This window comes from Bradyrhizobium sp. JYMT SZCCT0428 (genome assembly GCF_018131075.1).
Taxonomy (GTDB): Bacteria; Pseudomonadota; Alphaproteobacteria; order Rhizobiales; family Xanthobacteraceae; genus Bradyrhizobium.
Map to the genome: position 1 here is coordinate 22820 of NZ_JAFCLS010000037.1, position 23994 is coordinate 46813.

General features: G+C 64.1%; 27 protein-coding genes. 9 read left to right on the top strand and 18 right to left on the bottom strand.

Translation table 11 applies throughout. The features are described 5' to 3' along the window. Nucleotides 1-68 precede the first annotated feature (68 nt). The 6 genes from JQ575_RS30790 to JQ575_RS30815 all read right to left on the bottom strand — a co-directional run bounded on the left by JQ575_RS30790 (nucleotide 69) and on the right by JQ575_RS30815 (nucleotide 6094). Nucleotides 69-983: a PhzF family phenazine biosynthesis protein gene (locus JQ575_RS30790; protein WP_212036945.1), complete on the bottom strand. Its 915-nt coding sequence runs from the start codon at nucleotides 981-983 to the stop codon at nucleotides 69-71. 68 nt (nucleotides 984-1051) lie between these two features. Next, nucleotides 1052-2359 (bottom strand): adenylate/guanylate cyclase domain-containing protein, encoded by a 1308-nt coding sequence (locus JQ575_RS30795; protein WP_212036946.1) that lies wholly within the window; start codon nucleotides 2357-2359, stop codon nucleotides 1052-1054. Between the two features lie 99 nt (nucleotides 2360-2458). Continuing rightward, nucleotides 2459-3625, bottom strand: coding sequence for an ABC transporter permease (locus JQ575_RS30800; protein ID WP_212036947.1), 1167 nt, complete (start codon nucleotides 3623-3625; stop codon nucleotides 2459-2461). Beyond that, the gene (locus JQ575_RS30805) at nucleotides 3622-4566 is read right to left on the bottom strand and encodes an ABC transporter ATP-binding protein (protein ID WP_212036948.1); all 945 of its coding nucleotides are present in this window, start codon (nucleotides 4564-4566) and stop codon (nucleotides 3622-3624) included. The genes JQ575_RS30800 and JQ575_RS30805 overlap by 4 nt, the downstream gene beginning before the upstream one ends. Further along, the gene (locus JQ575_RS30810) at nucleotides 4563-5363 is read right to left on the bottom strand and encodes an HlyD family secretion protein (RefSeq protein WP_212036949.1); all 801 of its coding nucleotides are present in this window, start codon (nucleotides 5361-5363) and stop codon (nucleotides 4563-4565) included. Before JQ575_RS30810 ends, JQ575_RS30805 begins: the two co-directional genes overlap by 4 nt. Continuing rightward, nucleotides 5360-6094 carry a TetR/AcrR family transcriptional regulator gene (locus JQ575_RS30815; RefSeq protein WP_212036950.1) on the bottom strand — a complete coding sequence of 245 codons (735 nt, stop codon included), beginning with the start codon at nucleotides 6092-6094 and terminating at the stop codon, nucleotides 5360-5362. The genes JQ575_RS30810 and JQ575_RS30815 overlap by 4 nt, the downstream gene beginning before the upstream one ends. Before the next feature lie 396 nt (nucleotides 6095-6490). On the opposite strand from JQ575_RS30815, the gene JQ575_RS30820 reads away from it, so the two are divergent. Both JQ575_RS30820 and JQ575_RS30825 read left to right on the top strand, forming a co-directional pair. Then, nucleotides 6491-7480, top strand: coding sequence for a tripartite tricarboxylate transporter substrate binding protein (locus JQ575_RS30820; RefSeq protein ID WP_212036951.1), 990 nt, complete (start codon nucleotides 6491-6493; stop codon nucleotides 7478-7480). 121 nt (nucleotides 7481-7601) lie between these two features. Next, complete coding sequence (locus JQ575_RS30825) at nucleotides 7602-7802, top strand: hypothetical protein (RefSeq protein ID WP_212036952.1); 201 nt, start codon at nucleotides 7602-7604, stop codon at nucleotides 7800-7802. 26 nt (nucleotides 7803-7828) lie between these two features. On the opposite strand, the gene JQ575_RS30830 is transcribed toward JQ575_RS30825, so the two are convergent. The 10 genes from JQ575_RS30830 to JQ575_RS30875 form a co-directional block, all read right to left on the bottom strand. Next, nucleotides 7829-8239: a DUF2000 family protein gene (locus tag JQ575_RS30830; RefSeq protein ID WP_212036953.1), complete on the bottom strand. Its 411-nt coding sequence runs from the start codon at nucleotides 8237-8239 to the stop codon at nucleotides 7829-7831. Between the two features lie 164 nt (nucleotides 8240-8403). Further along, the gene (locus JQ575_RS30835; RefSeq protein WP_409364840.1) at nucleotides 8404-8808 is read right to left on the bottom strand and encodes a DUF4189 domain-containing protein; all 405 of its coding nucleotides are present in this window, start codon (nucleotides 8806-8808) and stop codon (nucleotides 8404-8406) included. A gap of 151 nt (nucleotides 8809-8959) precedes the next feature. Continuing rightward, a complete protein-coding gene (locus JQ575_RS30840; RefSeq protein WP_212036955.1) occupies nucleotides 8960-10564 on the bottom strand; it encodes an NTP transferase domain-containing protein in 1605 nt (534 codons plus the stop codon). Then, a complete protein-coding gene (locus tag JQ575_RS30845) occupies nucleotides 10561-11265 on the bottom strand; it encodes an XdhC family protein (RefSeq protein ID WP_212036956.1) in 705 nt (234 codons plus the stop codon). Before JQ575_RS30845 ends, JQ575_RS30840 begins: the two co-directional genes overlap by 4 nt. After that, complete coding sequence (locus JQ575_RS30850; RefSeq protein ID WP_212036957.1) at nucleotides 11262-11591, bottom strand: XdhC family protein; 330 nt, start codon at nucleotides 11589-11591, stop codon at nucleotides 11262-11264. The genes JQ575_RS30845 and JQ575_RS30850 overlap by 4 nt, the downstream gene beginning before the upstream one ends. 13 nt (nucleotides 11592-11604) lie before the next feature. Further along, on the bottom strand, nucleotides 11605-12810 hold the full coding sequence (locus JQ575_RS30855) for a VWA domain-containing protein (RefSeq protein ID WP_212036958.1): 1206 nt from the start codon (nucleotides 12808-12810) through the stop codon (nucleotides 11605-11607). Nucleotides 12811-12870: 60 nt separating this feature from the next. After that, the gene (locus JQ575_RS30860) at nucleotides 12871-13779 is read right to left on the bottom strand and encodes a MoxR family ATPase (RefSeq protein ID WP_212036959.1); all 909 of its coding nucleotides are present in this window, start codon (nucleotides 13777-13779) and stop codon (nucleotides 12871-12873) included. 37 nt (nucleotides 13780-13816) lie between these two features. Next, entirely contained in the window at nucleotides 13817-14620 is an 804-nt protein-coding gene (locus JQ575_RS30865; RefSeq protein WP_211996304.1) for a xanthine dehydrogenase family protein subunit M, read from the bottom strand. A gap of 66 nt (nucleotides 14621-14686) precedes the next feature. Beyond that, nucleotides 14687-15172: a (2Fe-2S)-binding protein gene (locus JQ575_RS30870; protein WP_212036960.1), complete on the bottom strand. Its 486-nt coding sequence runs from the start codon at nucleotides 15170-15172 to the stop codon at nucleotides 14687-14689. A gap of 220 nt (nucleotides 15173-15392) precedes the next feature. Further along, entirely contained in the window at nucleotides 15393-15839 is a 447-nt protein-coding gene (locus JQ575_RS30875) for a carbon monoxide dehydrogenase subunit G (protein ID WP_212036961.1), read from the bottom strand. Between the two features lie 253 nt (nucleotides 15840-16092). Here JQ575_RS30875 and JQ575_RS30880 point away from each other — a divergent pair, with 253 nt between their 5' ends. The 3 genes from JQ575_RS30880 (at nucleotide 16093) to JQ575_RS30890 (ending at nucleotide 18744) form a co-directional block, all read left to right on the top strand. Further along, nucleotides 16093-17445 (top strand): 3-carboxy-cis,cis-muconate cycloisomerase, encoded by a 1353-nt coding sequence (locus tag JQ575_RS30880; RefSeq protein ID WP_212036962.1) that lies wholly within the window; start codon nucleotides 16093-16095, stop codon nucleotides 17443-17445. A 17-nt stretch (nucleotides 17446-17462) separates the two neighbouring features. Beyond that, a complete protein-coding gene (gene pcaD / locus JQ575_RS30885) occupies nucleotides 17463-18245 on the top strand; it encodes a 3-oxoadipate enol-lactonase (RefSeq protein ID WP_212036963.1) in 783 nt (260 codons plus the stop codon). Nucleotides 18246-18351: 106 nt separating this feature from the next. After that, nucleotides 18352-18744 (top strand): carboxymuconolactone decarboxylase family protein, encoded by a 393-nt coding sequence (locus JQ575_RS30890; protein WP_212036964.1) that lies wholly within the window; start codon nucleotides 18352-18354, stop codon nucleotides 18742-18744. Here the strand turns inward: JQ575_RS30890 and JQ575_RS30895 are convergent. After that, nucleotides 18724-19233 (bottom strand): hypothetical protein, encoded by a 510-nt coding sequence (locus JQ575_RS30895; RefSeq protein ID WP_212036965.1) that lies wholly within the window; start codon nucleotides 19231-19233, stop codon nucleotides 18724-18726. The two genes, JQ575_RS30890 and JQ575_RS30895, sit on opposite strands and share 21 nt — an antisense overlap. A 327-nt stretch (nucleotides 19234-19560) precedes the next feature. Beyond that, nucleotides 19561-19722, bottom strand: coding sequence for a hypothetical protein (locus JQ575_RS30900; protein WP_192734121.1), 162 nt, complete (start codon nucleotides 19720-19722; stop codon nucleotides 19561-19563). A 375-nt stretch (nucleotides 19723-20097) separates the two neighbouring features. Between JQ575_RS30900 and JQ575_RS30905 the strand changes: the two genes are divergently transcribed. Genes JQ575_RS30905 through JQ575_RS30920 form a run of 4 tightly spaced genes read left to right on the top strand, consistent with a single transcriptional unit; the run spans nucleotide 20098 to nucleotide 23928 of the window. Beyond that, nucleotides 20098-21015 carry an ABC transporter permease subunit gene (locus JQ575_RS30905; protein ID WP_212036966.1) on the top strand — a complete coding sequence of 306 codons (918 nt, stop codon included), beginning with the start codon at nucleotides 20098-20100 and terminating at the stop codon, nucleotides 21013-21015. Nucleotides 21016-21050: 35 nt separating this feature from the next. Continuing rightward, nucleotides 21051-22352: a high-affinity branched-chain amino acid ABC transporter permease LivM gene (livM, locus tag JQ575_RS30910; RefSeq protein WP_212036998.1), complete on the top strand. Its 1302-nt coding sequence runs from the start codon at nucleotides 21051-21053 to the stop codon at nucleotides 22350-22352. After that, nucleotides 22349-23182 (top strand): ABC transporter ATP-binding protein, encoded by an 834-nt coding sequence (locus JQ575_RS30915; protein ID WP_212036967.1) that lies wholly within the window; start codon nucleotides 22349-22351, stop codon nucleotides 23180-23182. The genes livM and JQ575_RS30915 overlap by 4 nt, the downstream gene beginning before the upstream one ends. Next, nucleotides 23179-23928, top strand: a complete 750-nt coding sequence (locus JQ575_RS30920; protein ID WP_212036968.1) for an ABC transporter ATP-binding protein — start codon at nucleotides 23179-23181, stop codon at nucleotides 23926-23928. The genes JQ575_RS30915 and JQ575_RS30920 overlap by 4 nt, the downstream gene beginning before the upstream one ends. Nucleotides 23929-23994: the final 66 nt, after the last annotated feature.

The following is a 23994-nucleotide window of genomic DNA, read 5'->3' on the forward strand; positions in this document are numbered from 1 at the left end:
CGGCTCGATGGATTCCGGGCCTGCGCCAAGTGGCGCATCCCGGAATGACGAGGAGGGCGACGATTTTCTCACCCCTCGCCGGCCAGGCGGAACGTCCCTTCCATCATTTGCACGCTGGCGCCGCCGACATGGATGGAGGCGATCGCGCCGTTTTGCTTGCGGACGCGCGTCAGCAGCAGGCTCGGCCGCCCCATGTCGACGCCCTGGCCGATCGTTCGTTTCAGTTCGCCATCTTTCAACGGATCGATGTCCGCGAGCAGCGCCGCGCAGGCGGCGGTGGCGCTGCCGGTGGCGGGATCCTCGGAAAGACCGCTGGCGCCGGGATGAAACATCCGCGCCTGCAACTCGCAGGGTGTTTCGCCAGGCGGCACGTCGCGCGTATAGAAATAGACCGCATCGCTGCCGTCGCACGGGAAGGTTTTTGCGAACCCCTCCGCATTCGGCTTCGCGCGGCGCAGCGCCTCGCGCGAGGTGAGTTCGACGGCGAGGAACGCCAGCCCGACCGAGATGATCTGCGGCGGATGCCGGTCTTGCTTTACCTCGCTCGCCGGTAGCGACAGGCAGGAAGCCGCCTGTTCGGCACTGAGATGCGACATCCGCTTCAGCGGCTGCGGCGCCGTGAATTCGGTGCTGACGACCCTGCCCTGCTCGGTCGCAATCTCGACCGGGACGAGACCCGCCCCCTCCTCGAACAAGAGGCGCGCCGGCGGTTTTGCAGCCTGCGTCGCCAGCACGTAGGCGGTGCCGACATTGGGATGGCCGGCAAACGGAAGCTCGCGGTTCACGGTGAAGATACGAACCTGCGCGTCGTTCGCGCGGTCCACCGGCGGCAGCACGAAAGTGGTCTCGGAATAATTGAATTCTCTGGCGATCGCCTGCATCTGCGCCGTGGACAACCCGCCGGCATCGAGCACTACGGCAAGCGGATTGCCGCCGAAGGCGCGATCGGTGAACACGTCGACGGTGATGTAACGCCGTTGCATTGCTATCTCACTTTTTGTTGGGGCATGATCGTTTCGGAAAACCGGTTTCCACTTTTCCGGATCATGCCCTATGCCACTTTCCAGACCGTCACCGGTCGCTCATATCCTCTGACCGGCACTTCGCCGAGCGCGACTGCATCGCGACATTCCTCTCCGAGCGCGTCATGGACCGCCGCCGAGATCAGGAACTGGGAATTGAAATCCTTGTTGAGCGCCTCGAGCCGGCTGGCGAAATTCACGGTGTCGCCGATCACAGTGTATTCCTTGCGCCGCGGCGAGCCGATATTGCCGGCGACGACCTCGCCGACGTGGATGCCGATGCCGATGCGCAGCGGCCAGCTGGACGCCTGGTTGGCGCGCTCGTTCGCCTCAAGCATCTCGCGCGCAGCCGCCACCGCATGCTGCGCGGCGTTGCCTGCGTCGAAGGGGGCGCCGAACAGGGCCAGGAAGCCGTCGCCGAGAAACTTGTTCACGATACCGCCATGGCGATCGAGGATGTCGACCAGCACCGCGAACGCGCCATCGAGACGGTCCACCACTTCCTGCGGGGTACGGGTGCTGGCGCCCGAGGTAAAACTGCGAAAATCGACGAACATGACCGCGACACGCCGGATTTCGCTGCCGGTCGCCGCACCCTCGGCCATCAGCCGCTCGACCACCTGCGGCGAGACGTGCTGACCGAACAGGTTGGTGATGCGGTCGCGCGCGGTCGCGGCGAGGATGCTGGCCTCGAACTGCCGGCGCAATTGAACGCCGACCGCGCCCGCCAGCATCCCGCAAATCAGGATGATAACGCTGCGCACCGCGTGATAATACAGATCAGGCGGCGGATCGGCGCTGCCGGTACGATGATAGAGCATCGCCATGGCAAGCAGCTGGGCCGCGGCAACGAACCCGGTGAAGGTCGAGAGCCAGAAATCCAGCCGCAGCGTCGAGAGAATGACGAAGATGAAATAGGTCAGCGGCACCGCGAAGCCGAGCGCGTCCACCGGACCCATGCTGTCGATGTGCATCGCCAAAGCGAGCGTCGGCATCGAGGTTTCGACCAGCACACCGACATAGCGCCGGTAAACCGGCAGGTCCTGGTCCTTGCCGAGGTGCCGGGTGATGACGGAGTGGACCCAGAGTTCGAACAGAACGAACGGGACGAGGACGATGAAGAGCTCGCTCGGATCGAACCGGCCGTGCCAGAGCTTCTGGATCGCATTGGGATCGAACACATGGACGATGAGAATCAGCGCCCCGATCAGGACGGTGGTCCCGATCAGCGCCTTGATCCGGATCAGCTCGGTGCGCAGGATCTGCTGCGTCAGCGCGCGCTGAAAATCAGCGGATACCACCGGCTTCTCGCTTGTGTTGCCCCAGAAACCGAACATTTCCCCACCCTGTCATTCCGATGCGCAACCCGGAATCTCGAGATTCCGGGTTCGCCTCTTCAAGGCGTTCCGGAATGACGTCGCGTATCATATCCTGCATCAATCGAGCGTGCGACGGAAGCGGGTCACGGCGATCGTCATCGCCAAAAGCATCAGTGCAATGAGAGCAATGGTGTCGTACTGCAAATTCTGGATGGTCGCGCCCTTCAGCATGATGGCGCGAACGATGCGGACGAAATGCGTCAGCGGCAGACACTCGCCGATATATTGCGCCCATCTCGGCATGCCGGCGAACGGAAACATGAAGCCGGACAACAGAATGCTGGGCAGGAAGAACATCATCGACAGCTGCATCGCCTGCAACTGGTTCTGCACGATGGTCGAGAAGGTGTAGCCGATCGCAAGATTGGTGGTGATGAACAGCGTCGTCAGCAACGCCAGCGTGGCCAGGCTGCCGAGAATGGGCACGCCAAACAGCAGCACGCCGATGCCGATGATCAGCGTTGCCTGAACGAAACCAACGATCACGTAAGGTATGATCTTGCCGAACATCACCTCGACCGGCTTGATCGGCATCGACAGCAGGCTCTCCATGGTGCCGCGCTCGATCTCACGGGTCACCGACAGCGCCGTGAAGATCAGCATGGTCATGGTCAGGATGGTGCCGACCAGGCCCGGCACGATGTTGAGCCGCGAGGACGCTGCCGGATTGTAGCGCGAATGGGCGCGGATCTCGAACGGCGTCGATGGCGGATCGCCCGCCTGCAGGTCGTGCGCCAATGCGGTCTGCACGATGCCGTTGAGCGTGCCCAGCGCCGAGCCCGCCGCCACCGGATCGGTCGCATCGGCGGCGACCAGCAGCGCCGGATGATCGCCGCGCCGCACCGCGCGCTCAAAGCCGCGCGGGATTTCGACGCCGAACAGCACCTTGCCGGATTGCAGGAGATCGTCGAACTCGGCGACGCTGTGGACTTCATGGGTAAAGCGGAAATAGGCGGTGTTCTCCATCGCCTTCAGAATCGAGCGCGCCAGGTCGCTGTCTTCCTGCAGCAACACCGCGGTCGGCAAATGGCGCGGCGTGGTGTTGATCGCAAAGCCGAACAGCACGAGCTGCATCACCGGCAGCATCACGATCATCGCGAACGAGACCCGGTCGCGGCGGAGCTGGATGAATTCCTTCACCAGCATCGCATAGCTGCGCCACCAGAAACCGAATGACGGCTCCCGCACATTGCGGCGTCCGCTGCTTGTATCGGTCGTACTCATTGGAAATTGTCCTTTGAGCGGCTCATCAGGTCGATGAACACGTCTTCCAGCGACGGAGCTCCATGCTGCCAGTTCCACCCCCTGTTATCCCTGTAGGGCGCGACGCTGGCTTCGAGCGCGGCCTTGTCGCGGCCGGAGACGTGCAGGCTGGTGCCGAACGGCGCCACCATGTCGACGCCGGGCTTGCCGGACAGTTCAGCGGCAAGACCATTGAGATCGGCGCCGGTGACCGTCCAGGTCGACAACGCCGATTGCGCGATCACCTCATCGACCGTGCCATGCGCCAGCAGATTTCCGTAGGCGATATAGGCGATCTCGTGACAGCGCTCGGCCTCGTCCATGTAATGGGTGGAGACCAGCACCGTCAGGCCGTCGGCTGCGAGCGCATGGATCTCGTTCCAGAAATCGCGCCGCGCCTTGGGATCGACGCCGGCGGTCGGCTCGTCCAGCAGCAGCAATTGCGGGTTTGGGAGCGTGCAGGCGCCGAGCGCCAGCCGCTGCTTCCAGCCGCCGGAAAGTTCGCCGGCGAGCTGCTCCTCGCGGCCGTTGAGGCCGATGCGCTGGATCATGTCGCGCGCCGCTTGCCGCGCTTTGGGCAGGCCGTAAAGCCGCGCCACGAATTCCAGGTTTTCGCGCACCGAGAGGTCCTGATACAGGCTGAAGCGCTGCGTCATGTAGCCGACCTGGCGCTTGATCTTGTCGGCCTCGCGGCGGATGTCGTAGCCGAGGCAAGTGCCCTCGCCGGAATCCGGCGTCAGCAAGCCGCAGAGCATGCGGATGGTCGTGGTCTTGCCGGACCCGTTGGGGCCGAGGAAGCCGTAGATCGAGCCGCGCTTGACCTGCATCGAGAGGTTTTGCACGACCGCCCGGCCGCCAAACGATTTCGACAGACCCTCGACATTGATCGCAAAAGCGGGCGCGGTTGATGGGGCGGAATTCATCGCTTGTCCGCCACCGGTATCGGCGCATTGACGAACACGCTGATCGGCTGCCCGACGCGCAGACTGGCCGGCTTGTTCGGTCGCGCCTGGATCAGGTAGACGAGCTTGTTTCGCTCATCGAGGCTGTAGATCACCGGCGGGGTATATTCCGCTGTCGTCGCGATGAAGTAGATTTTTGCGGTAAGATCGCCCGCGCAATTGTCGCAGGTCACCTTGACCTCGTCGCCGATCGCAAGCTTCGGCAGTTGCGTCTCCGGAACGAAGAAGCGCAGCTTCATGTTGCCGGGCGGCATGATCGACAACACCGGCCGCTGCGCCGGCACCATCTCGCCCTCGCGAAAGTAGATCTGCTGAACGGTGCCGGCGACCGGCGCGAAACCGTTGCGCCGGGCCAGCCGCGTCTGCGAAGTGTTGACCCGCGCCTCCGCCACCCGGAGCGCCGAGACCGCGGAGTCGAGATTGGCCTGGGTGCCCGAACCGGTCTTGGACAAAGATGCCGCACGGTCATAGGTCTGCTGGGCATTGGCCAGCGTCGCATTGTTCTGGTTGAGATCGGCCTTCTGCAGTTCGTCATCGACCGAATAGATCTGCATGCCGGGCTTCACTTCGTCGCCCTCCCGCACGCTGAGCTTGGTCACGCGCCCGGATTCGTCGGGGCTGACGAAGATCATGTCGGCTTCGACCCAGCCCTGAAAGCCGGGATCCCTGCGCTCCTTGCAGCCGGCCAGCACGGCGGCCAGCGCGAGCACGGTGAAAATGGTCGACGCTCTCAAAAAGGTCTTGCGCGACGAAGTCATGTCGTCCTCCGTTCGCCAAAAATCAGATCGAGATGAACGCGAAACATCTCGTTCGCATCGAGTGGCGCGTGTTTGCTGAACAGGCTTTGCCAGATGATCGCGACGATGGCGGGCGCCACGAGGATCTGCGGAAAGCGCGCCAGATTCTTCTGCTGGATTTCGCCACGCGCGACGCCGAGTTCGATCAGCGCGCGCATGCCGGCGATCCCCTTCGAGACCACTTCGCGGTAGTAGAAATCGGCGATATCGGGAAATCGCGGTCCTTCGGCAACGATCAGGCGCACGATGTCGCCGCGCCGCGTCGTCACCACGTCATGGATGAAGGCGCGGGCAAAGTTCTCCACCATGTCCCGGATCGAGGCGCCAGCCGGCGGCGGCCCTGCTGCGGCAAGACGGTTGACCAAGGGTACGATCGCGGTCCGGATCAATTCCTCGAACAGCGCCTCCTTGTCCTTGAAGTGCAGATAGATCGTGCCCTTGGCGACGCCTGCCCGCTTGGCGACGTCGTCGAGCCTTGTGGCCGCAAAGCCGCGCGCGATGAATTCGTCCATCGCCGCCTCGATGATGGCCCCTCGCCGCTCGGCGGCGCGTTCGGCCCGGTTCGAGGCGGGCTTTGTGGACTCGACCTTCGCCGAGACCACTTTTGGCGTTTTGGCGGCGGCAGCCCTGCTCACAACGCGGCTTGCGGCCGGTTTGGACGGGCGTCGGGTGCTGGGGCGTGTTTTGCTCATATCCGCTATATGACTGACCGGTCAGTCATTGTCAATATCGGGCTGAAGCTGCCGTTTTCACGTCCCCGTGAGGATTTGGTCGTTCAGCCGTCATTGCGAGCGCAGCGAAGCAATCCATCTCGCCACGCACTCGCGCGACCCGAACACGGGCTCGCCTCCGCGGCGCGACACGCCCCGAGTCCTTGAACAGATTGCCCTCGATTAGAGCGCGGAGATGCCGGATGCGCGCTGCACCCGCGGTCTTACGCGCAAAATCGAACAATGAAGCGCACGCGATCATGCATATTCACCGCGGGACACTCCGGTATTCGCTGCACTGCGCCAATCTGTCCCGTCTTTCACGCATGGCGGAAGCCGGACGATGCGATACCCTCCCCGCCAATTCAGGGAGGAATCATGTCAACGAAATTCAGTCGCCGTCACTTCATCGCGGCCGGTACCGCTGCTTTTGCGTCGCCATTCCTGTTGCGCGGAGCCTCGGCGCAAGGCGCGTGGCCGTCGCGGCAAATCCGCATGGTCTGCAGCTATCCGGCGGGCGGGCAGACCGACCTGTTGGCGCGCGGCTTCGGCGATTACATCTCCAGGCAGGTGGGAAAGACCGTCGTCGTCGAAAACAAGGCGGGCGCTTCCGGTTCGATCGGCGCTCAGGAAGTCGCGCGCGCGGAGCCGGATGGCCACACCATCCTGTGCTCGATCTCGACGACCTTTGTGATGAACCGGGTCATGATGAAGAACCCCGGCTATGACATGGACAAGGACCTGGCACTCGTCAGCATCATCCCGGGCGCCGGGCTGCTGCTGGTCGCAAGCACGAAATCCGGCATCAAGACATTCGACGACTTCGTCGCTTTCGCGCGCAAGAGCGGCAAGATGAACTTCGGCACCTACAGCGCCGGCTCCTCCCCGCACATCACCATCAATGAACTCAACAAGCAGTATGGTCTCAACATCGAGCCGATCCACTACCGGGGTGAAGCGCCGATGTGGACGGGCATCGCGGACGGCACCCTCGACGTCGCGATGGGCAGCTACACGGCCGCGCAATCCGTCCTGCAAAGCAACGCCGGCGTCGTGTTCGCGGTGCATTCCAAGAAGGTCGACGCGATTCCTAACGTCAAGACCCTGCCTGAACTCGGCGCGACCTCGAAATTCTTCACCGTCAGCGGCTTTTCGGGCTGGGCGGTGCCGAAGGCGACGCCGCAGCCGATCGTCGACCGGTTGTCCGAACTCTGCGTGGCCGCCAATAACGATCCGAAGGTGAAGGAAATTCTGGCTACCTTCGTGCTCGAACCGGCAATCGGCTTCAAGGAAAGCAACGCCTTGTATCAGCGCGAATTGCCGGTCTGGATCGAGGCCGGACAGGCGCTCGGCTTGCCGCCGGCCTGAACTGGCCGCAGCCATCTTGCCGGAACCAGCGTGACGTCAGGCACATAAAGTCAGCCTGGATTGGCGTATCCCAGCGGCCTCAGGTGAGCGTGAATCTCACCGAAGGTCGCAGGGGTGAAACATGACCAATTCAAGCCGTGAAATTCGTGAACTTGGTATCGAATATCTCGATCACGTCACCGGCGGAATGCTCTCTTTGGGCATGATCCGCGCGTATCTCGCGAGCCAGCCCGCCAGCGTTTTTCTGGGTCCTGTGATCGGCACCTCGATCGGGTCGGGAATCGGCGCGGGCGCTGCGGGCGGCGGCGGCGATTCCGCCTGACGGCAAAGCGCCAGACTCGACACGAGCTAGCTGTGAAACTTCAACCCATCGACGATCTTGTCGATCACCTTGCGCTCGGCGCGCATGGCGAGCCCCACGAGATTGAGTTCGGCGCGGATCACCGCTTTCACCACCTCGCGGTTGGCGGCGTCATGCGTGGTCTTGAACATGTCCTCGGTATAGACCGCAGGCGTCACGTTGCGCGCCAGCGCGCGTTCGAGCGCGCGCGACAGCGCGGCGCGATCGGCGCCATAGATCAGGATCGGCTGGCCGATCAGCGAAAGATATTTGGTGCCGGAGCCGTCGCCATAGGGCTCGCCGATACATTCGGGAAAAGAAGCGGCAATGCCGCCGACCAGAAACGAAGCCACGTTGAGCTTCTGCCAAGGTTCGAGATCGGTCCGGATCACGACCGCGATTTTGGTGTCGAATTGCATGGAAGTTTCACCCGCGCCAAGAATTCCTGAGAGCTCAGTCCCTCATGGTGAGGAGGCGCGTTAGCGCCGTCTCGAACCATGGGAGCCCGCGTCCATCCTTCGAGACGCGCGCAAGAGCGCGCTCCTCAGGATGAGGTCAGTGTATCAGGGATGAGGCCAGCGTATCACCCCTTGGCGTCGCAGGCCCAGGCGCGGATCACGCATTCCTTGCCGCCGAATTCGTAGCACTTCTTGGTCGCGGCATTGAGCGAGCTCGATATCTTCGGCTTCACGGCATACCCATGGGCACCGCAGGGGTTTTTCATGTCGATCGCAAGCGCGGCGCAGGCGCGCTTCATGGTCACGGCGGTGCAGTCGCCCTTGCACTGCTTCAGCGCCGCCGCGCGCGCGGTGGCTTCAGCTGGATAGTCATAGGCCTGGCCATAGGCGCCGCATTTGCCGACCGCGAATGCGCCGGCCGCCGAGGCCTTGGTCACAAGGCTCTCAGTCGCAAAACGCGACGCGCCGATCACCAAAGTGAACGCAAGAATGAACAGCGCGCGGCGTTGCGCGGCCGCGGTCGAAACGATCAAGGCCCCATCCCCCAAGACAGCGGGCGGAATCTAGCCGGGAGGGAGTTGAGACTTGGTGAACGGAAGGTTGAAAAGGGCTGCGACGCGACAACGGATGTGTCCATTCGTCGTCCCGGCTCAAGGCCGGGACGACATGGACAGAGTTCGCCTACCCCCGGCGTGCCGCCTCGAGCGCCTGTGGCGTATCGATGTCGAGAAACGCGCTTTCGCCCTCGACCGGGACTTCAGCCACGGCCTCGGCGTGCTTGGCGATCAAATGGCGGGCGCCGACGTCGCCATCCAGCGTCATCAATTCGCGGAAGAAACGCCGCGACCACAGCACCGGATTGCCGCGCCTTCCGTCGCTGACCGGGACGGCGATCAGATGGCCACGATCGGGCTCGAACGCCTCGATCAACCGGTCGATCAACTTGGCATCGATCAGCGGCATGTCGCCGAGGCACACCAGCGCGCCGTCGGCATTCGCGGGCACCGCCCCGATGCCGGCCTTGACGGAGCTTGCGAGCCCACCGGCGAAATCCGGGTTGCGGACGAATTTTACCTTGAGACCTGCCAATGCCTGCTCGACCAGATCGGCCTGATGGCCGGTGACGACGATCACCTCGGTCGCCTTCGAGGCCAGCGCGTGCTCGGTCACAGTGCGTACCAGCTTGTTGCCGTCGAGTTCGGCGAGCAGCTTGTTGGGTCCGCCCATCCGCGTCGAACGCCCGGCCGCGAGCACGATGGCGGCGACATTGCGGCTGGCTTCGGTGTCGGCAACGGTGCGCGGCTGCGGTCTTGTGACGATCTCCATCAAGAGGCCGCCGACACCCATGCCGGTGAGTTCGGCGCGCGTCACCTTCAGGCCTGCGAGCAGGCGCATCAGCACCCAGTCGAATCCGTTCTCGACCGGCGAGCGCGCGCAGCCCGGCGCGCCCAATACAGGCACGCCGCCGGCGCTGCCGATCAGCAGCAGATTGCCGGGATCGACCGGCATGCCGAAATGCTCGATCGCGCCGCCGATCTCAGTGATCGCGGCCGGGATCACGTCGCGGCGGTCGGCAATTGCGGACGCGCCGAAAACGATCACGAGTTCGGCGCCGAGGCCGAGCAACTCCTTGATCGAGGCGGCGAGCACGGTCTCGTCATGCGGCACGCGGCGCTCGGCGATGATGGCGGCGCCCGCCGGCGCCAGCCGCTCGGCGGTGACGCGCAAGGTTTTCTCGATCACCTTCGGTGCCAGCCCCGGCAGCAGGGTCGAGACCACGCCGACACGCTTGATGGTGTAGGGCGCAATCCGCAGCGCGTTCTTGCCGGCAACGGCAACGGCAGCGTCGCGCAGTTTCGCTTCGACGCCGAACGGAATGAGTTTGACCGTCGCGATCATCTCACCTTCGACCACCGGCTTGAAGGCGGCAAGCGTCGCAAAGGTAATGGCTTCATCGACGCCGTTGATGCGGTCGACCGCGGCGCGGTCGACGACCAGCACACCGGCTTGCGCGGCGAACAGATTGGAGCGGCCGGTAAAGGCGCGCTCGACATTGACGCCTTCGCCCGCCACCGCCTGCGCGATGCTGGCGGCCGCGACGTCTTCGGAGACGTCGCCGTCTTCCAGCCGCACCACCACGATTTCCTTGACGCCGGCCCTGGTCAGCGCCTCGACTTCACCGGGACCAATGGTCGTGCCCTTCTTGAGCACCAGCGCGCCCTGGCGCAGCGTATGCACGGTGACGCTGCCAATCGCGTCGGCCGGATTGGCGGGGCCGAATTTCATGCCGCCTGCTCTTTCACGTTTTCCTTCGGCAGCCGCAGCTCGGCGGTGATCTCGGCCATGATCGAGACCGCGATCTCCGACGGCGACACCGCGCCGATGTTGAGGCCGATCGGCGCGTGAATGCGCGCGATGTCGGCGTCCGATGCGCCCTGCGCCTTTAGCCGCTCGGCACGCTTGGCATGGGTCTTTCGCGAGCCCAGCGCGCCGATATAGAAGCAGTCGCGCGCAAAGGCATGCAGCAGCGCCGGATCGTCGATCTTGGGATCGTGCGTGACCGCGACGAACGCCGTGTAATGATCGACATTGAGCGGCGGCAGCGCGACGTCAGGCCATTCCGCGATCAGCGGCACATCCGGAAACCGCTCGGGACTCGCGAACGCCGTGCGCGGATCCACCACCGTCACATCGTAATCCAGCGAGCGCGCCAGCGGCGCCAGCGCCTGGCTGATATGGACAGCGCCGACGATGACGAGTCTGGCGGTCGGCGCGTAGACGTTGAGGAACAGCTTCTTGCCGGCGGCCTCGATCATGCCGCTCTTTCCCATGCGCAACTGCTTTGAAAGCTCAACCCGCAGGGGATCGGTCGCGATGTCTTTTGCCTTGACGAGGCGCTGGTCGCCATTGGCGGTATCGGTGATCACGATCACCGGCCGCCGCGCGGCGCGCTCGATGTTCACTTCGGAAAGAGTTTGTAGCTTCACGACTGGGCTACCTTCTCGACGAAGACGCGGATGGTGCCGCCGCAGCTTAGACCAACATTCCAGGCGGTCTCGTCGGCCACGCCGAATTCCAGCATCTTGGGCTGGCCGCTCGCGATCACGTCGAGCGCCTCGGTGACGACGGCGCCTTCGACGCAGCCGCCGGACACCGACCCTAAGAACGTGCCGTCGTCATTGATGACCAGGCTGGAGCCGGCCGGGCGCGGCGCCGAACCCCAGGTTTCGACCACGGTCGCCAATGCAACCCCATGACCGGCCTTTTGCCAGGCCTCGGCGGCCTGCAGGATGTCTTCGTCGCGATTGAGCATAGCGGGCCTCTTTTCAAGCTGCCGATCGGATCACGCTGCGATGATGGGGCGGAGGCGGCGCCGAAAGCGCCGCAATCAGCCCTTCCATTGAACTCAAATTATGCACCGGGCGGAATTCGTCAACGTGCGGCAGCATCATTTTGATGCCCTGTGCCTTGGCCTCGAAGCCGCCATAGCGCAATAGCGGGTTGAGCCAGATCAGGCGGCGGCAGGACCTATGCAGCCGGTCCATCTCGAATGCCAGTTTGTCGTCGGCCTCGCGCTCCAGCCCGTCCGAGATCAAGAGCACGATGGCGCCCTGCCCGAGCACGCGGCGGCCCCATAATTTGTTGAACGAGTGCAGCGAGGTGGCGATCCTTGTGCCGCCGGCCCAGTCCTCAACCGAGGACGAACAGCGCGCCAGCGCCTCGTCGGGATCGCGCGCCCGCAACGAGCGCGTCACGTTGGTCAGGCGGGTGCCGAACAGGAACACCGAGACGCGTTTGCGGGCGTCGGTGATGGCATGGAGGAAATGCAGGAACAGGCGGGTGTATTCGCTCATCGACCCGGAGATATCGAGCAGCGCCACGATCGGCGCCGGCTTGTCGATCCGCCCCAGCTTTCGGATGTCGATGATCTCGCCGCCGGTGCGCAAGGACGCGCGCAGCGTCCGGCGCATGTCGAGCTTGAGTCCGCGCGCGTCCGGCTGGTAGCGGCGGGTGCGCAACTCGGCTTGCGGCAATCGCATGTCCGCAATCGCGCGCGTCACTTCGGCGATCTCGGCCGCGCTCATCTGCGCAAAATCCTTCTTCTGCAAAATCTCCTTGTCGGAGACGGACAGCCGCAGTTCCTGCTCCTGGGCCTGCGGGGCCTCCTCGCGCATCGAGGGTTGCGCCAACGCCTCCTGCACACGCCGCGAGGCCGGCGGCGGTTTTTTCTTGGCATGGTCCGGCAGCGGCACCGAATCCAGCATCGACTTCCACTCTTCGGCGGCGCGGAAGAACAGGTCGAAGGCCTGCTTGAAAATCAGCGCATGTTCATGGCGCTTGACGAAGATCGCTTCCAGCGTGGCGTAGACATCGGCGCGGTTGCCGATCTCGATCACCTGCAGCGCGTTGAGCGCATCGATGACCGCGCCCGGCCCGACCGGAATCCCCGCAGCGCGCAGCGCGCGGGCAAAGCCGATGACGTTGTCGGCCATTTGGCCCGTCGGGGGCGTGAGGTGGTTGATGGCGGCCATTGGACAACTCTACTTTCGTCATTCCGGGGCGATGCGTCAGCATCGAACCCGGAATGACGATCAGGTATCGCTCGTCGCTTCCTTCAAAACCTTCTGCAGCGTGTCGCCCCGCATCCGCGCGATGTCGTCCTGGTATTTCAGGAGCGCGCCCAGCGTGTCGCCGACGACTTGCGGCGTCAGCGAGCGGGCGTCGAGTTCGGTCAGCGCGGTGGCCCAGTCGATGGTCTCGGCTACCCCGGGCGACTTGTAGAAATCCTGATCGCGCAGCGCCTGCACGAAGCGCACCACCTGCTGCGACAGTTTCGCGGAAATATCCGGCACGCGCGATTTGACGATCGCAAGCTCGCGCTCGGCATTGGGATAGTCGACCCAGTGATAGAGGCAGCGGCGCTTCAGCGCGTCGTGGATTTCGCGGGTGCGGTTCGAGGTGATGATGACGATTGGCGATTGCGGCGCCTTCACGGTGCCGAATTCCGGGATCGTCACCTGGAAGTCCGAGAGGATTTCCAGAAGATACGCCTCGAAGGCTTCGTCGGCGCGGTCGAGTTCGTCAATCAGCAGCACGGGCGCGCCGGCCACATCGGGCTCCAGCGCCTGCAGCAGCGGCCGCTTGATCAGGAAACGCTCGGCGAAAATATCGCTGGAAAGCTGGTCGCGGTCGGTGTCGCCGCCGGCTTCCGCCAGCCGGATCGCGATCATCTGCGCGGCGCTATTCCACTCGTAGACCGCGGAGGCGACGTCGAGGCCTTCGTAGCACTGCAGACGGATCAGCTTGCGGCCAAGGGCGGCCGACAGCACTTTTGCGATTTCGGTCTTGCCGACGCCGGCCTCGCCTTCGAGGAACAGCGGCCGTCCCATCCGCAGCGACAGGTAGGTCACCGTCGCCAGCGATCGCTCGGCGAGGTAGCCGCGCGAGGTCAGCAATTCCTGCATCGCATCGACGGATTTCGGTAGCGCCGATGCACTCATGACAAAGCCAATCTTGCTGAGCCGGGAAACGGCAAACTTACTTCGCCGTCGCGGCTTCGACGGCGCGGCGCGTCAGCACCCCGATCAGATGCGCGCGATATTCGGCGCTGCCGTGCAGGTCGCTGTTCAGCCCTTCGGCCGGAACGGAAACGCCGTCGAGCACCTTGTGCGAGAAGCGCTTCTTCAACGCCTCTTCGAACGGTTCGGCGCGGAACACGCCGTCCGAACCGGCGCCGGTGACCGCGACGCGGACATCCGACGGACGCTTGGCGACGAACACGCCCACCAGCGCGTAGCGCGAGGCCTGGTTGCGGAATTTGATATAGGCCGCCTTCTTCGGCACCGGGAACATCACCTTGGTGATGATCTCGTCGCTTTCGAGCGCCGTCGTGAACAGGCCCTGGAAGAATTCTTCGGCCTTGAGGCGGCGCTTGTTGGTGACGATGGTGGCCCCGAGCGCCAGCACCGCGGCGGGATAATCCGCGGTCGGATCATTGTTGGCGAGCGAGCCGCCGATGGTACCTTTGTGGCGCACCGCGGGATCGCCGATCATGCCGGCGAGTTCGGCCAGCGCCGGAATCGCTTCGCCGACGACAGCCGAGGTCGCGACCGCGGCGTGCTTGGCGGTGGCTCCGATCACCAGCGAACGGCCCTTCATCTCGATGCCGTCGAGGCCTTCGATATGGGAGAGATCGACCAGATGCGGCGGGCTGGCGAGCCGCTGCTTCATGACCGGCACCAGCGTGTGGCCGCCGGCGATCACCTTGGCGTCCTCGTTCTTCACCAGGAGATTGGCGGCCTGACGCACGGTCGCGGGGCGATGATATTTGAATTCGTACATGAGAACTTCCTGATCGCGGTCGCGATGAATTCGATGATGCGAGGCGGACTTTAAGCCAGGTCGGATTTAAGCTAGGTCGGATTTGGCCATCGCCTTGGCGCCGGCGGCGATCGAGGTCACGATGTTCTGATAGCCGGTGCAGCGGCACAGATTGCCTTCGAGCTCTTCGCGAATGACGTGGTCCGAAAGGTCGTTGCCCTTGCGGTGCACCAAGTCGACCGCCGTCATGATCATGCCGGGGGTGCAGAAGCCGCATTGCAGGCCGTGGTGCTCACGGAACGCTTCCTGCATCGGATGCAGCGGCGCGCCGTCGGCGGCCAGGCCCTCGATGGTCCGCACTTCATGGCCGTCGGCCATGACCGCCAGCGTGGTGCAGGATTTGACCGCCTTGCCGTCGAGATGGACGACGCAGGCGCCGCACTGCGAGGTATCGCAGCCGACATGGGTGCCCGTCAGCCGCAGGTTTTCGCGGAGAAACTGGACCAGGAGGGTACGGGAGTCGACATTGGCGTTTACGGGATTGCCGTTCACGATCAGGGAAATCTTGGCCATCAGCACTCTCTTGAGCTGCACTGCCGCATATCGGCTGTGCAGGCGTTTAAAATCGTTCCAAGGCCATATTATGGGCCATCCCGGCAATGAGCAACCTTGGCAGTCACTCACTTCCGGCATGGCCAGATGCGGCTTAGCGGGACTCTTGACGGGATATTCGGGCTGGACTTGAGGCGGGAATCTTGGGCGGGCCCAAGAGGCAGCCAGCCTCAACCCTGGATCAGCCCTGCACCGCCTTGGCGAAATTGGCGAAGAACTCGTCGGCCAGTTTCTTGGCCGAGCCGTTGATCAGGCGCTGTCCGAGCTGGGCCAACTTGCCGCCGATCTGGGCCTCGACATTATAGGTGAGCAAGGTGCCGCCATCCTTTTCGGCCAGCGCCACCGTGGCGCCGCCCTTGGCGAAACCGGCAACGCCGCCCTCGCCTTCGCCCGAGATCTTGTAGCCGTTGGGCGGGTCGAGATCGCTCAGCGTGACCTTGCCCTTGAAGCGGGCGGAGACCGGGCCGACCTTCATTTTGGCGGTGGCGCGGAAGCCGTTGTCCTCGGTCTTCTCAAGCTCCTCGCAGCCGGGGATGCAGACCTTCAGCACCTCCGGATCGTTCAATTTGGCCCACACGGCCTCGCGCGGCGCCGCAAGCTGGACTTCGCCGTTCATCGTCATGGCCATGGTGGTGCCTCCTGTAACGCTTCAAAACTGTTCTTCCAAGTAATGCACGGCCGCGCATAAGGAAAGGCCGCCCTGGGACGACGAGCGATGCATATTCGCAAAGCCAGCAGGGATCGCCGCAATGCCGCAAATTTTGGCTCCCGGTGTTGTGACCCGGATACGGCCGGATAATCCGGGGCATTGGCAGAGCCAACCCGGTTGGTGTGACCAACCCGGTTGGCAACGCCAACTTGGAATGGTTAGGTCCGCACCGATGAGCACGTCCCTGTCCCCGCTGCTTGCCCCGATGCTGTCGAGCGCCGCGATGCGCGCGGTGTGCGACGATGCCGCATGCCTGCAGAACATGCTGGATTTCGAGGCCGCGCTGGCCCGTGCGGAAGCAGCGACAGGCGTCATTCCCGGCAGCGCGGCGGGCCCGATCGCCAGCGCCTGCAAAGCCGAATCATTCGACCTCGCCGCACTGGCCGAGGCCGCGACGCGGTCGGGCAACCTCGCAATCCCGCTGGTCAAGGCGCTGACGGCTGATGTGGCAAAGCTGGATGCCGATGCTGCGCGCTACGTGCATTGGGGCGCGACCAGCCAGGACGTGATCGATACCGGCGCCATGCTCGGCCTGCGCGCCGGCATCGATGCGCTGCTTGACGACACCGCCCGCGCCATCGCGGGCTTTGCCAAACTGGCGCGCCAGCACCGCAACACCGCGGTGGTCGGCCGCACCTGGCTGCAGCATGCGCTGCCGATGCCGTTCGGGCTCAAGCTTGCCGAATATGCCGCAGCCCTGCACCGCTCGCAGGCTCGGCTGCGGCGGCTGCGCAGCGAGACGCTGGCGCTGCAGTTCGGCGGCGCCGCCGGCACGCTCGCCGCGCTCGGCGACAAGGGATTGCTGGTCGCCGAAAAGCTGGCGCAGGAGCTGAAACTGCCGCTGCCCGAGGCGCCCTGGCACACCCACCGCGACCGCATCGCGGAGGCCGCATCCGTGCTCGCCATTCTCGCCGGCAGCTGCGGCAAAATCGCCCGCGATGTCTCGTTGATGATGCAGACCGACGTCGGCGAAGCCTTTGAGCCGTCAGGCGAAGGCCGCGGCGGCTCCTCCACCATGCCGCACAAGCGCAACCCCGTGGCGGCCGCGACCGCGCTCGCCGCCGCCACCATGGCGCCCAATCTCGCGGCGACGGTTTTTGCCGCCCAGGTGCAGGACCATGAACGCAGCGCCGGTCCCTGGCATGCGGAATGGCCGACCCTGCCGACCTTGTTACTGGTTACTTCCGGGGCGCTTGCCGCCATCGTCGATATCGCCGAGGGACTGGAAGTCGATGTGGCGCGGATGCGCGCCAATCTCGACGCCACCGATGGGCTGATCATGGCGGAAGCGGTGACGTTCGCGCTGGCTGAGAAGATCGGCAAGAGCGACGCGCATCATCTGATCGAGGCGGCCAGCAAGAAAGCGGTCGCCGGCAAGCAACATCTGCGCGACGTGCTGACGTCGGATGCAAGAATCACCGCGCAGCTCAGCGCCGGGACGATCGCAAAACTGTTCGAGCCAATGGCCTATCAGGGCGCCTCGCAAGCCCTGATCGACCGCCTGCTCGCTTCACTGGACACGTAAGAGACCGGAGAAATTCCATGCCGATGATCAACGCCGACGGGTGCCTGCTCAACGTATCCGTCGAAGGCCGCGACGGCGGACCGACGCTGATGCTGTCGAATTCGCTGGGCTCGACCATGCAGATGTGGGAGCCGCAGATGAAGGCGTTGACGCAGGTGTTTCGCGTCATCCGATACGACCGGCGCGGCCACGGCAAATCCGGCGTGCCGCCGGGCCCCTATTCGATGGAACGCTTCGGCCGCGACGTGCTGGCGATCCTCGACGATCTCAACATCGCCAAGACGCATTGGTGCGGGCTGTCGATGGGCGGCATGGTCGGGCAATGGCTCGGCGCCAATGCGCCTGATAGATTCGGCAAACTCATTCTCGCCAACACCGCTTGCCACTATCCGGACCCGACCAACTGGCACAACCGCATCAAGGCGGTGAAGGAAGGCGGCATCGCCGCGGTCGCCGACACCGTAATCGGCGGCTGGCTGACTGCGGATTTTCGCGAGCGCGAACCGCAGATCACCGCCAACATGAAGGCGATGATGCTGGCAACACCGGTCGAGGGCTACCTCGCCTGCTGCGAGGCGCTGTCGACGCTGGATAACCGCGAGATGCTGCCGAAGATCAAAAGCCCGACATTGGTGATCGCCGGACGCCACGACATGTCGACGCCGGTTGCGGCCGGCGAATACATCCGCAGCCAGATTCCCGGCGCCAGCATGACGATTTTGGACGCCGCGCATATTTCCAATGTCGAGCAGCCGCACGCCTTCACCGACGCGGTGGTCGGCTTCCTGACGCAACGCTAGCAGCCGTCATTGCGAGCGCAGCGAAGCAGTCCATCTCTCTGCTAAGGAAGGAAGAATGGATTGCTTCGTCGCTTCGCTCCTCGCAATGACGAAAGGAGAGAATCCCATGGACGATGACAAGCGCCGCGAGAACGGCATGACCCAGCGCCGCAAGGTGCTCGGCAATGAATGGGTCGACAAATCGATCAAGAACCGCAACGCGTTCAACACCGATTTTCAGGACCTGATCACCCGCTATGCATGGGGCGATATCTGGACCCGGCCGCATTTCGATCACCACACAAGGCGCGTGCTGGTGATCGGCACCATGGTCGCGCTCGGCCAATGGGATGAATTCCGCCTGCATGTGCGCGCAGCGCTCAGCGAGGGCGGCTTCACGCCCGACGATATCAAGGAAATCATCCTGCAGCAGGCGATCTATTGCGGCGTGCCCGCGGCCAACCACGCCGTCAAGGAAGCCGCAGGGATCGTCGCCGAACTAGGTTTGCTGAAGGGATAGCTCGCCCGAGCCGGCGCCGGCATCCGCCGGCTTCTGCGCCGGCGCCTCGACCAGCATCACGATCACCGTGCCGAGCATCATCAACAGTTCGGCCGCATGCATTCGAAGGGCGGCGGTCTCACCGGCCTGCGACGCCATCAGCACGCCCGCAAAGCTGATGACGCTGCCGAACGCCAGCGCCATGCCGAGCGCTTCATTGCAGCCGCCACTCCTGCGGATCGCGGCGCGGGTCAGGAACACCAGAAAGACCGCAAAGAACGCCACGACCGTCATGCGCCCGAGCGCCAATAGCCAGGCGAAACGGACGGTCGCCGTGCCCGCCAGTTGCAGATGATCGCTGACGAACAAGGCGAGCGAAATGTTGGGGCGGTCGTAGAGGCCGTGGATCGGCGAAACCATGATCTTGAACGCGATCAGGGTCCAGGCCGGAATGAAATACGCCGCCAGCAGCGCGCCGCTGAGTGAACTGATCCGCCAGTGTTTGGCCATGTCGCTTCCCGTTGGCCCCGCCGCGATTCGAGGCGGCGGGCTGACGGCGACGTAACTCCCTTAAACGGCGAGCGGCAATTTAAACCCTTTGTTTACCTTAATTTGCTCGCGACCGGCTGGAGTACACATGTCATTGCCGGGCTTGACCCGGCAATCCATCGCTCTTGAAAAAAGATGGACCCCCGGGTCATTTAGCGCGAAGACGCGCTTCGCGCTTCTGCCCGGGGGTGACGAGTAGACATGGCCTTCCCGCTAAACGGAAAAGCCCCGCCTTTCGGCGGGGCCTTCGTAACTCTCGCTTACGTTCGAACCAGCGGGTCCTGCGAACTACCGGTCCTGATCGGGCATCTCGCCGGGTCGCTCGCCCTGACGGCGGCTCGGATCCTGTTGCTGCTGACCGGGCTTTTGACCGCCGCCCTGCTGCTGCTGGCCGGGCTTCTGACCCGGATTCTGGTTCTGCTGGCCCGGCTTTTGGGTCGGCTTGCTCATTGGGGGATCTCCCTTGTTGAACACAGTCAGAGGCAACGGAAAGTCCGGGCTTTGGTTGCGAGGGAACACCGGTTCCGGCGGGATGATTGCGCGGCAAAGCCGTGTTGGCATTGTGACCCAAGGAACTCTCCGGGAACCCGCAGCTCAAAACTAGCTCTGTACAAGCCCTTTAAGCCGCAGCCGCCGCTGTTGCCGCCCCCGGTTCCAAACTGTAAGAAAACGACACGACGCGTCGATCAAGGCTGCCGGGGGCCTCGGCGCGTTGACCTCGACGTAGCGTTTTCGAGCGAAGTGGGTACCGGTTCGCGTGAAGAAAACGCGTCAAAACAAAACTAGAGCCTGTTCGCTCAGCCGAACAGGCTCCTACGGCAGCGCATGGATTATTTCGCCCAGCAACTGATCAACGGCCTCGTGCTCGGCTCGATCTACGGCCTGATCGCCATCGGCTACACCATGGTCTATGGCATTGTCGGCATGATCAATTTCGCCCATGGCGATATTTTCATGATCGGCGGCTTCATTGCCCTGATCACGTTCCTGATCCTGGTTTCGTTCGGCCTGACCGCAATCCCCCTGATCCTGCTGATCGTGCTCCTGGTATCGATGGCGATCACCGCGCTGTATGGCTGGACGGTGGAGCGCATCGCCTACCGGCCGCTGCGGCATTCGTTCCGCCTCGCCCCGATGCTGTCGGCCATCGGTATGTCATTCGTGCTGACCAATTATTCGCAAGTCGCACAGGGGGCGCGCGTAAAACCGGTGCCGCCGATCATCACCGGCGGCTACACGCTGCATGAGGGTGCCGGCGGCTTCGTGGTGCAACTGTCCAACATCCAGATCATCGTGGTGATCACGACCGTCGTGTTGCTCGCGCTGTTCACCTGGCTGGTATCGAGCACGCGGCTCGGCCGCGACATGCGCGCCTGCGAGCAGGACCAGACCATGGCCTCGCTGCTCGGCGTCGACGTCGACCGCACCATCTCCATGACCTTCGTGATCGGCGCGGCGCTCGCCGCGGTCGCCGGCATGATGTACCTGCTCTATTACGGTCTGGTCGATTTCTTCATGGGCTTCGTCGCCGGCATCAAGGCATTCACCGCCGCCGTGCTCGGCGGCATCGGCTCACTGCCCGGCGCGATGCTGGGCGGACTGCTGATCGGGCTGATCGAGACGCTGTGGTCGGCCTACTTCTCGGTCGAGTACAAGGACGTCGCGGCGTTTTCGATCCTGATCGTCGTGCTGATCTTCCTTCCGACCGGCCTGCTCGGCCGGCCTGAAGTCGAAAAAGTCTGACGGGCCGCAGCGTGAGCGCAAACCCCGCCGCCGCCATGCAAACATCACGCGCACCCGGCGTCGCCTTCATCTTCAAGAAAGCCCTGATCAGCGCGCTGGTCGCGCTGGTGCTGTTCTCGCTGATGATCGGCGTGCGCACCGAAGCAGGATCCGACGGGCAACTGACCTACTGGACCCGCTTCGGCGACCTCGCCATGATGGTCGCGACCGTATTCGGCGGCAGCATCATCGTCGAGTTGCTGCGGCAATGGTGGGGACCGGTCGGCACCGTCCGCGTCGTGCCGGCACAGGTGACATCGGCGCTCTCGCTCGCGGGCCGTCTCGTCGCGCCGGTGCTGTTGATCTTCACCTTTCTGGTGCCGGTGATCTTCTACAACGAACGCTACATTCTCGACCTCGGCATCCTCGTGCTGACTTACGTCATGCTCGGATGGGGATTGAACGTGGTGGTCGGCCTCGCCGGCCTGCTCGACCTCGGCTATGTCGCGTTCTACGCGGTCGGCGCCTATTCCTACGCGCTGCTGGCAACCAATTTTGGACTGTCGTTCTGGATCTGCCTGCCGCTGGCCGGCATCCTCGCCGCGTTCTGGGGCGTGCTGCTCGGTTTTCCCGTGCTGCGGCTGCGCGGCGACTATCTCGCCATCGTCACCCTCGCCTTTGGCGAGATCATCCGCCTCGTCCTGCTCAACTGGCAAAGCGTGACCGGCGGCCCGAACGGCGTCAGCGGCATTCCCCGGCCGACCATGTTCGGCATTCCGCTGTCGCCGGGCGACGACGGGCTTGCGGCCAAACTCGGCATCGAATTCTCGCCGACCCACCGCATCGTCTTTCTGTTCTATTTGATCCTGGCGCTGGCGCTGCTCACCAACTGGGTCACGATCCGCCTGCGCCGCCTGCCGATCGGCCGCGCCTGGGAAGCCCTGCGCGAGGACGAAGTCGCCTGCCGCGCGCTCGGCATCAACACGACAACGACAAAACTGACGGCGTTTGCGACCGGTGCGATGTTCGGCGGTCTCGCCGGCGCGTTCTTCGCGACCAGACAAGGCTTCATCAGCCCGGAATCCTTCACCTTCCATGAATCGGCGCTGGTGCTGGCGATCGTGGTGCTCGGCGGCATGGGCTCGCAGCTTGGCGTGGCGCTGGCGGCGCTTGCCATGATCGGCGGCTTCGAACTGTTCCGCGGGCTCGACCAGTACCGCATGCTGGTGTTCGGCATGGCGATGGTGCTGTTGATGATCTGGCGCCCGCGCGGGCTGATCGGTCACCGCGCGCCGACCGTGTTCCTGGAACGCAACCAGGCGATCTCGTCCGACCTCGTCAAGGAGGGGCACGGATGAGCGCCGATCAGATCCTCTCGGTCGATCATTTGTCGATGCGCTTCGGCGGCATCGTCGCGGTCAACGACCTCTCCTTCGGCGCCGAACGGCGCAAGATCACCGCGCTGATCGGACCGAACGGCGCAGGCAAGACCACCGTGTTCAACTGCATCACCGGCTTCTACAAGCCGACCAGCGGCAGCATGCGGCTGGCGCATGATGACGGCCACACCATCCAGCTCGAGCGGCTGAACGATTTCCGGATTTCCAAGCAGGCGAAAGTCGCGCGCACCTTCCAAAACATCCGGCTCTTCCCCGGCATGACGGCGCTGGAGAATTTGATGGTCGCGCAGCACAATGCGCTGATGCGCGCCTCCGGCCTTACGCTGCTCGGGCTGATCGGCGCGCCGTCCTGGCGCGTCGCGGAGAAAGCAGCGATCGATCTGGCGCGAACGTGGCTGGAGCGTATTGGCCTGCTCGACCGCGCCGACGATGCCGCCGGCAACCTGCCCTATGGCGATCAGCGCCGCCTCGAAATCGCGCGCGCCATGTGCACTGAACCGGCGCTGCTCTGCCTTGACGAGCCGGCCGCCGGGCTCAACGCGCGGGAGAGCGCGGCCTTAAGCGAGCTGCTGCTCTCGATCCGCGCGAATCAGGGCACCTCGATCCTCCTGATCGAGCACGACATGTCGGTGGTGATGGAAATCTCCGACCACGTCGTCGTGATGGATTACGGCGTCAAGATCGCCGAGGGCACGCCGCAGCATGTCCGCGACGACCCCAGAGTGATCGCCGCCTATCTCGGCGCCGACGAGGAGGAAGCCATCGCGGTGATGGAGAGCGGAACGTGACCGCATCATCCCCAACAACGCCGCTGCTGGCGATCCGCGGCTTGCGCGCGGCCTATGGCAAGATCGAGGCGCTGAAAGGCGTCGATCTCGAGGTCGGCGCCGGCGAGATCGTCGCCCTGATCGGCGCCAACGGCGCCGGCAAATCGACTTTGATGATGACGGTGTTCGGCAGGCCCCGCGCCCGCGCCGGCAAGATCGAATATGACGGCCAGGATATCACCGGCGTGCCGACGCATGAGATCGCGCGGCTGCGCATCGCCCAATCCCCGGAAGGCCGCCGGATTTTCCCGCGCATGAGCGTGGCGGAAAACCTGCAGATGGGCGCCGACGCGACCGACTCCAGCGAGGCCGACCGCGCCAGCGGCCTGGAGCGCATTTTCAACCTGTTCCCGCGGCTCAAGGAACGCATGACCCAGCGCGGCGGAACCTTGTCGGGCGGCGAGCAGCAGATGCTGGCGATCGGCCGCGCCCTGATGAGCCGGCCACGCCTGCTGATGCTCGATGAGCCGTCGCTCGGCCTCGCCCCCCTGATCGCGCGGCAGATTTTCGACGCCATCCGGACCCTGAACCGGCAGGATGGCCTGACCGTGCTGATCGTCGAGCAAAACGCCAATCACGCGCTGAAGCTCGCCCATCGCGGCTATGTCATGGTCAACGGCCTGATCACGCTTTCCGGCACCGGCAGCGAATTGCTGCAGCGCCCGGAAATCCGCGCCGCCTATCTGGAAGGCGGCCGCCGGGGCTAGCGTTGCCCAAGCCGGCGGCGAAAACCGCCCGCTGCGGCAAGATGCTGCGAACGGACGGTGGATTTG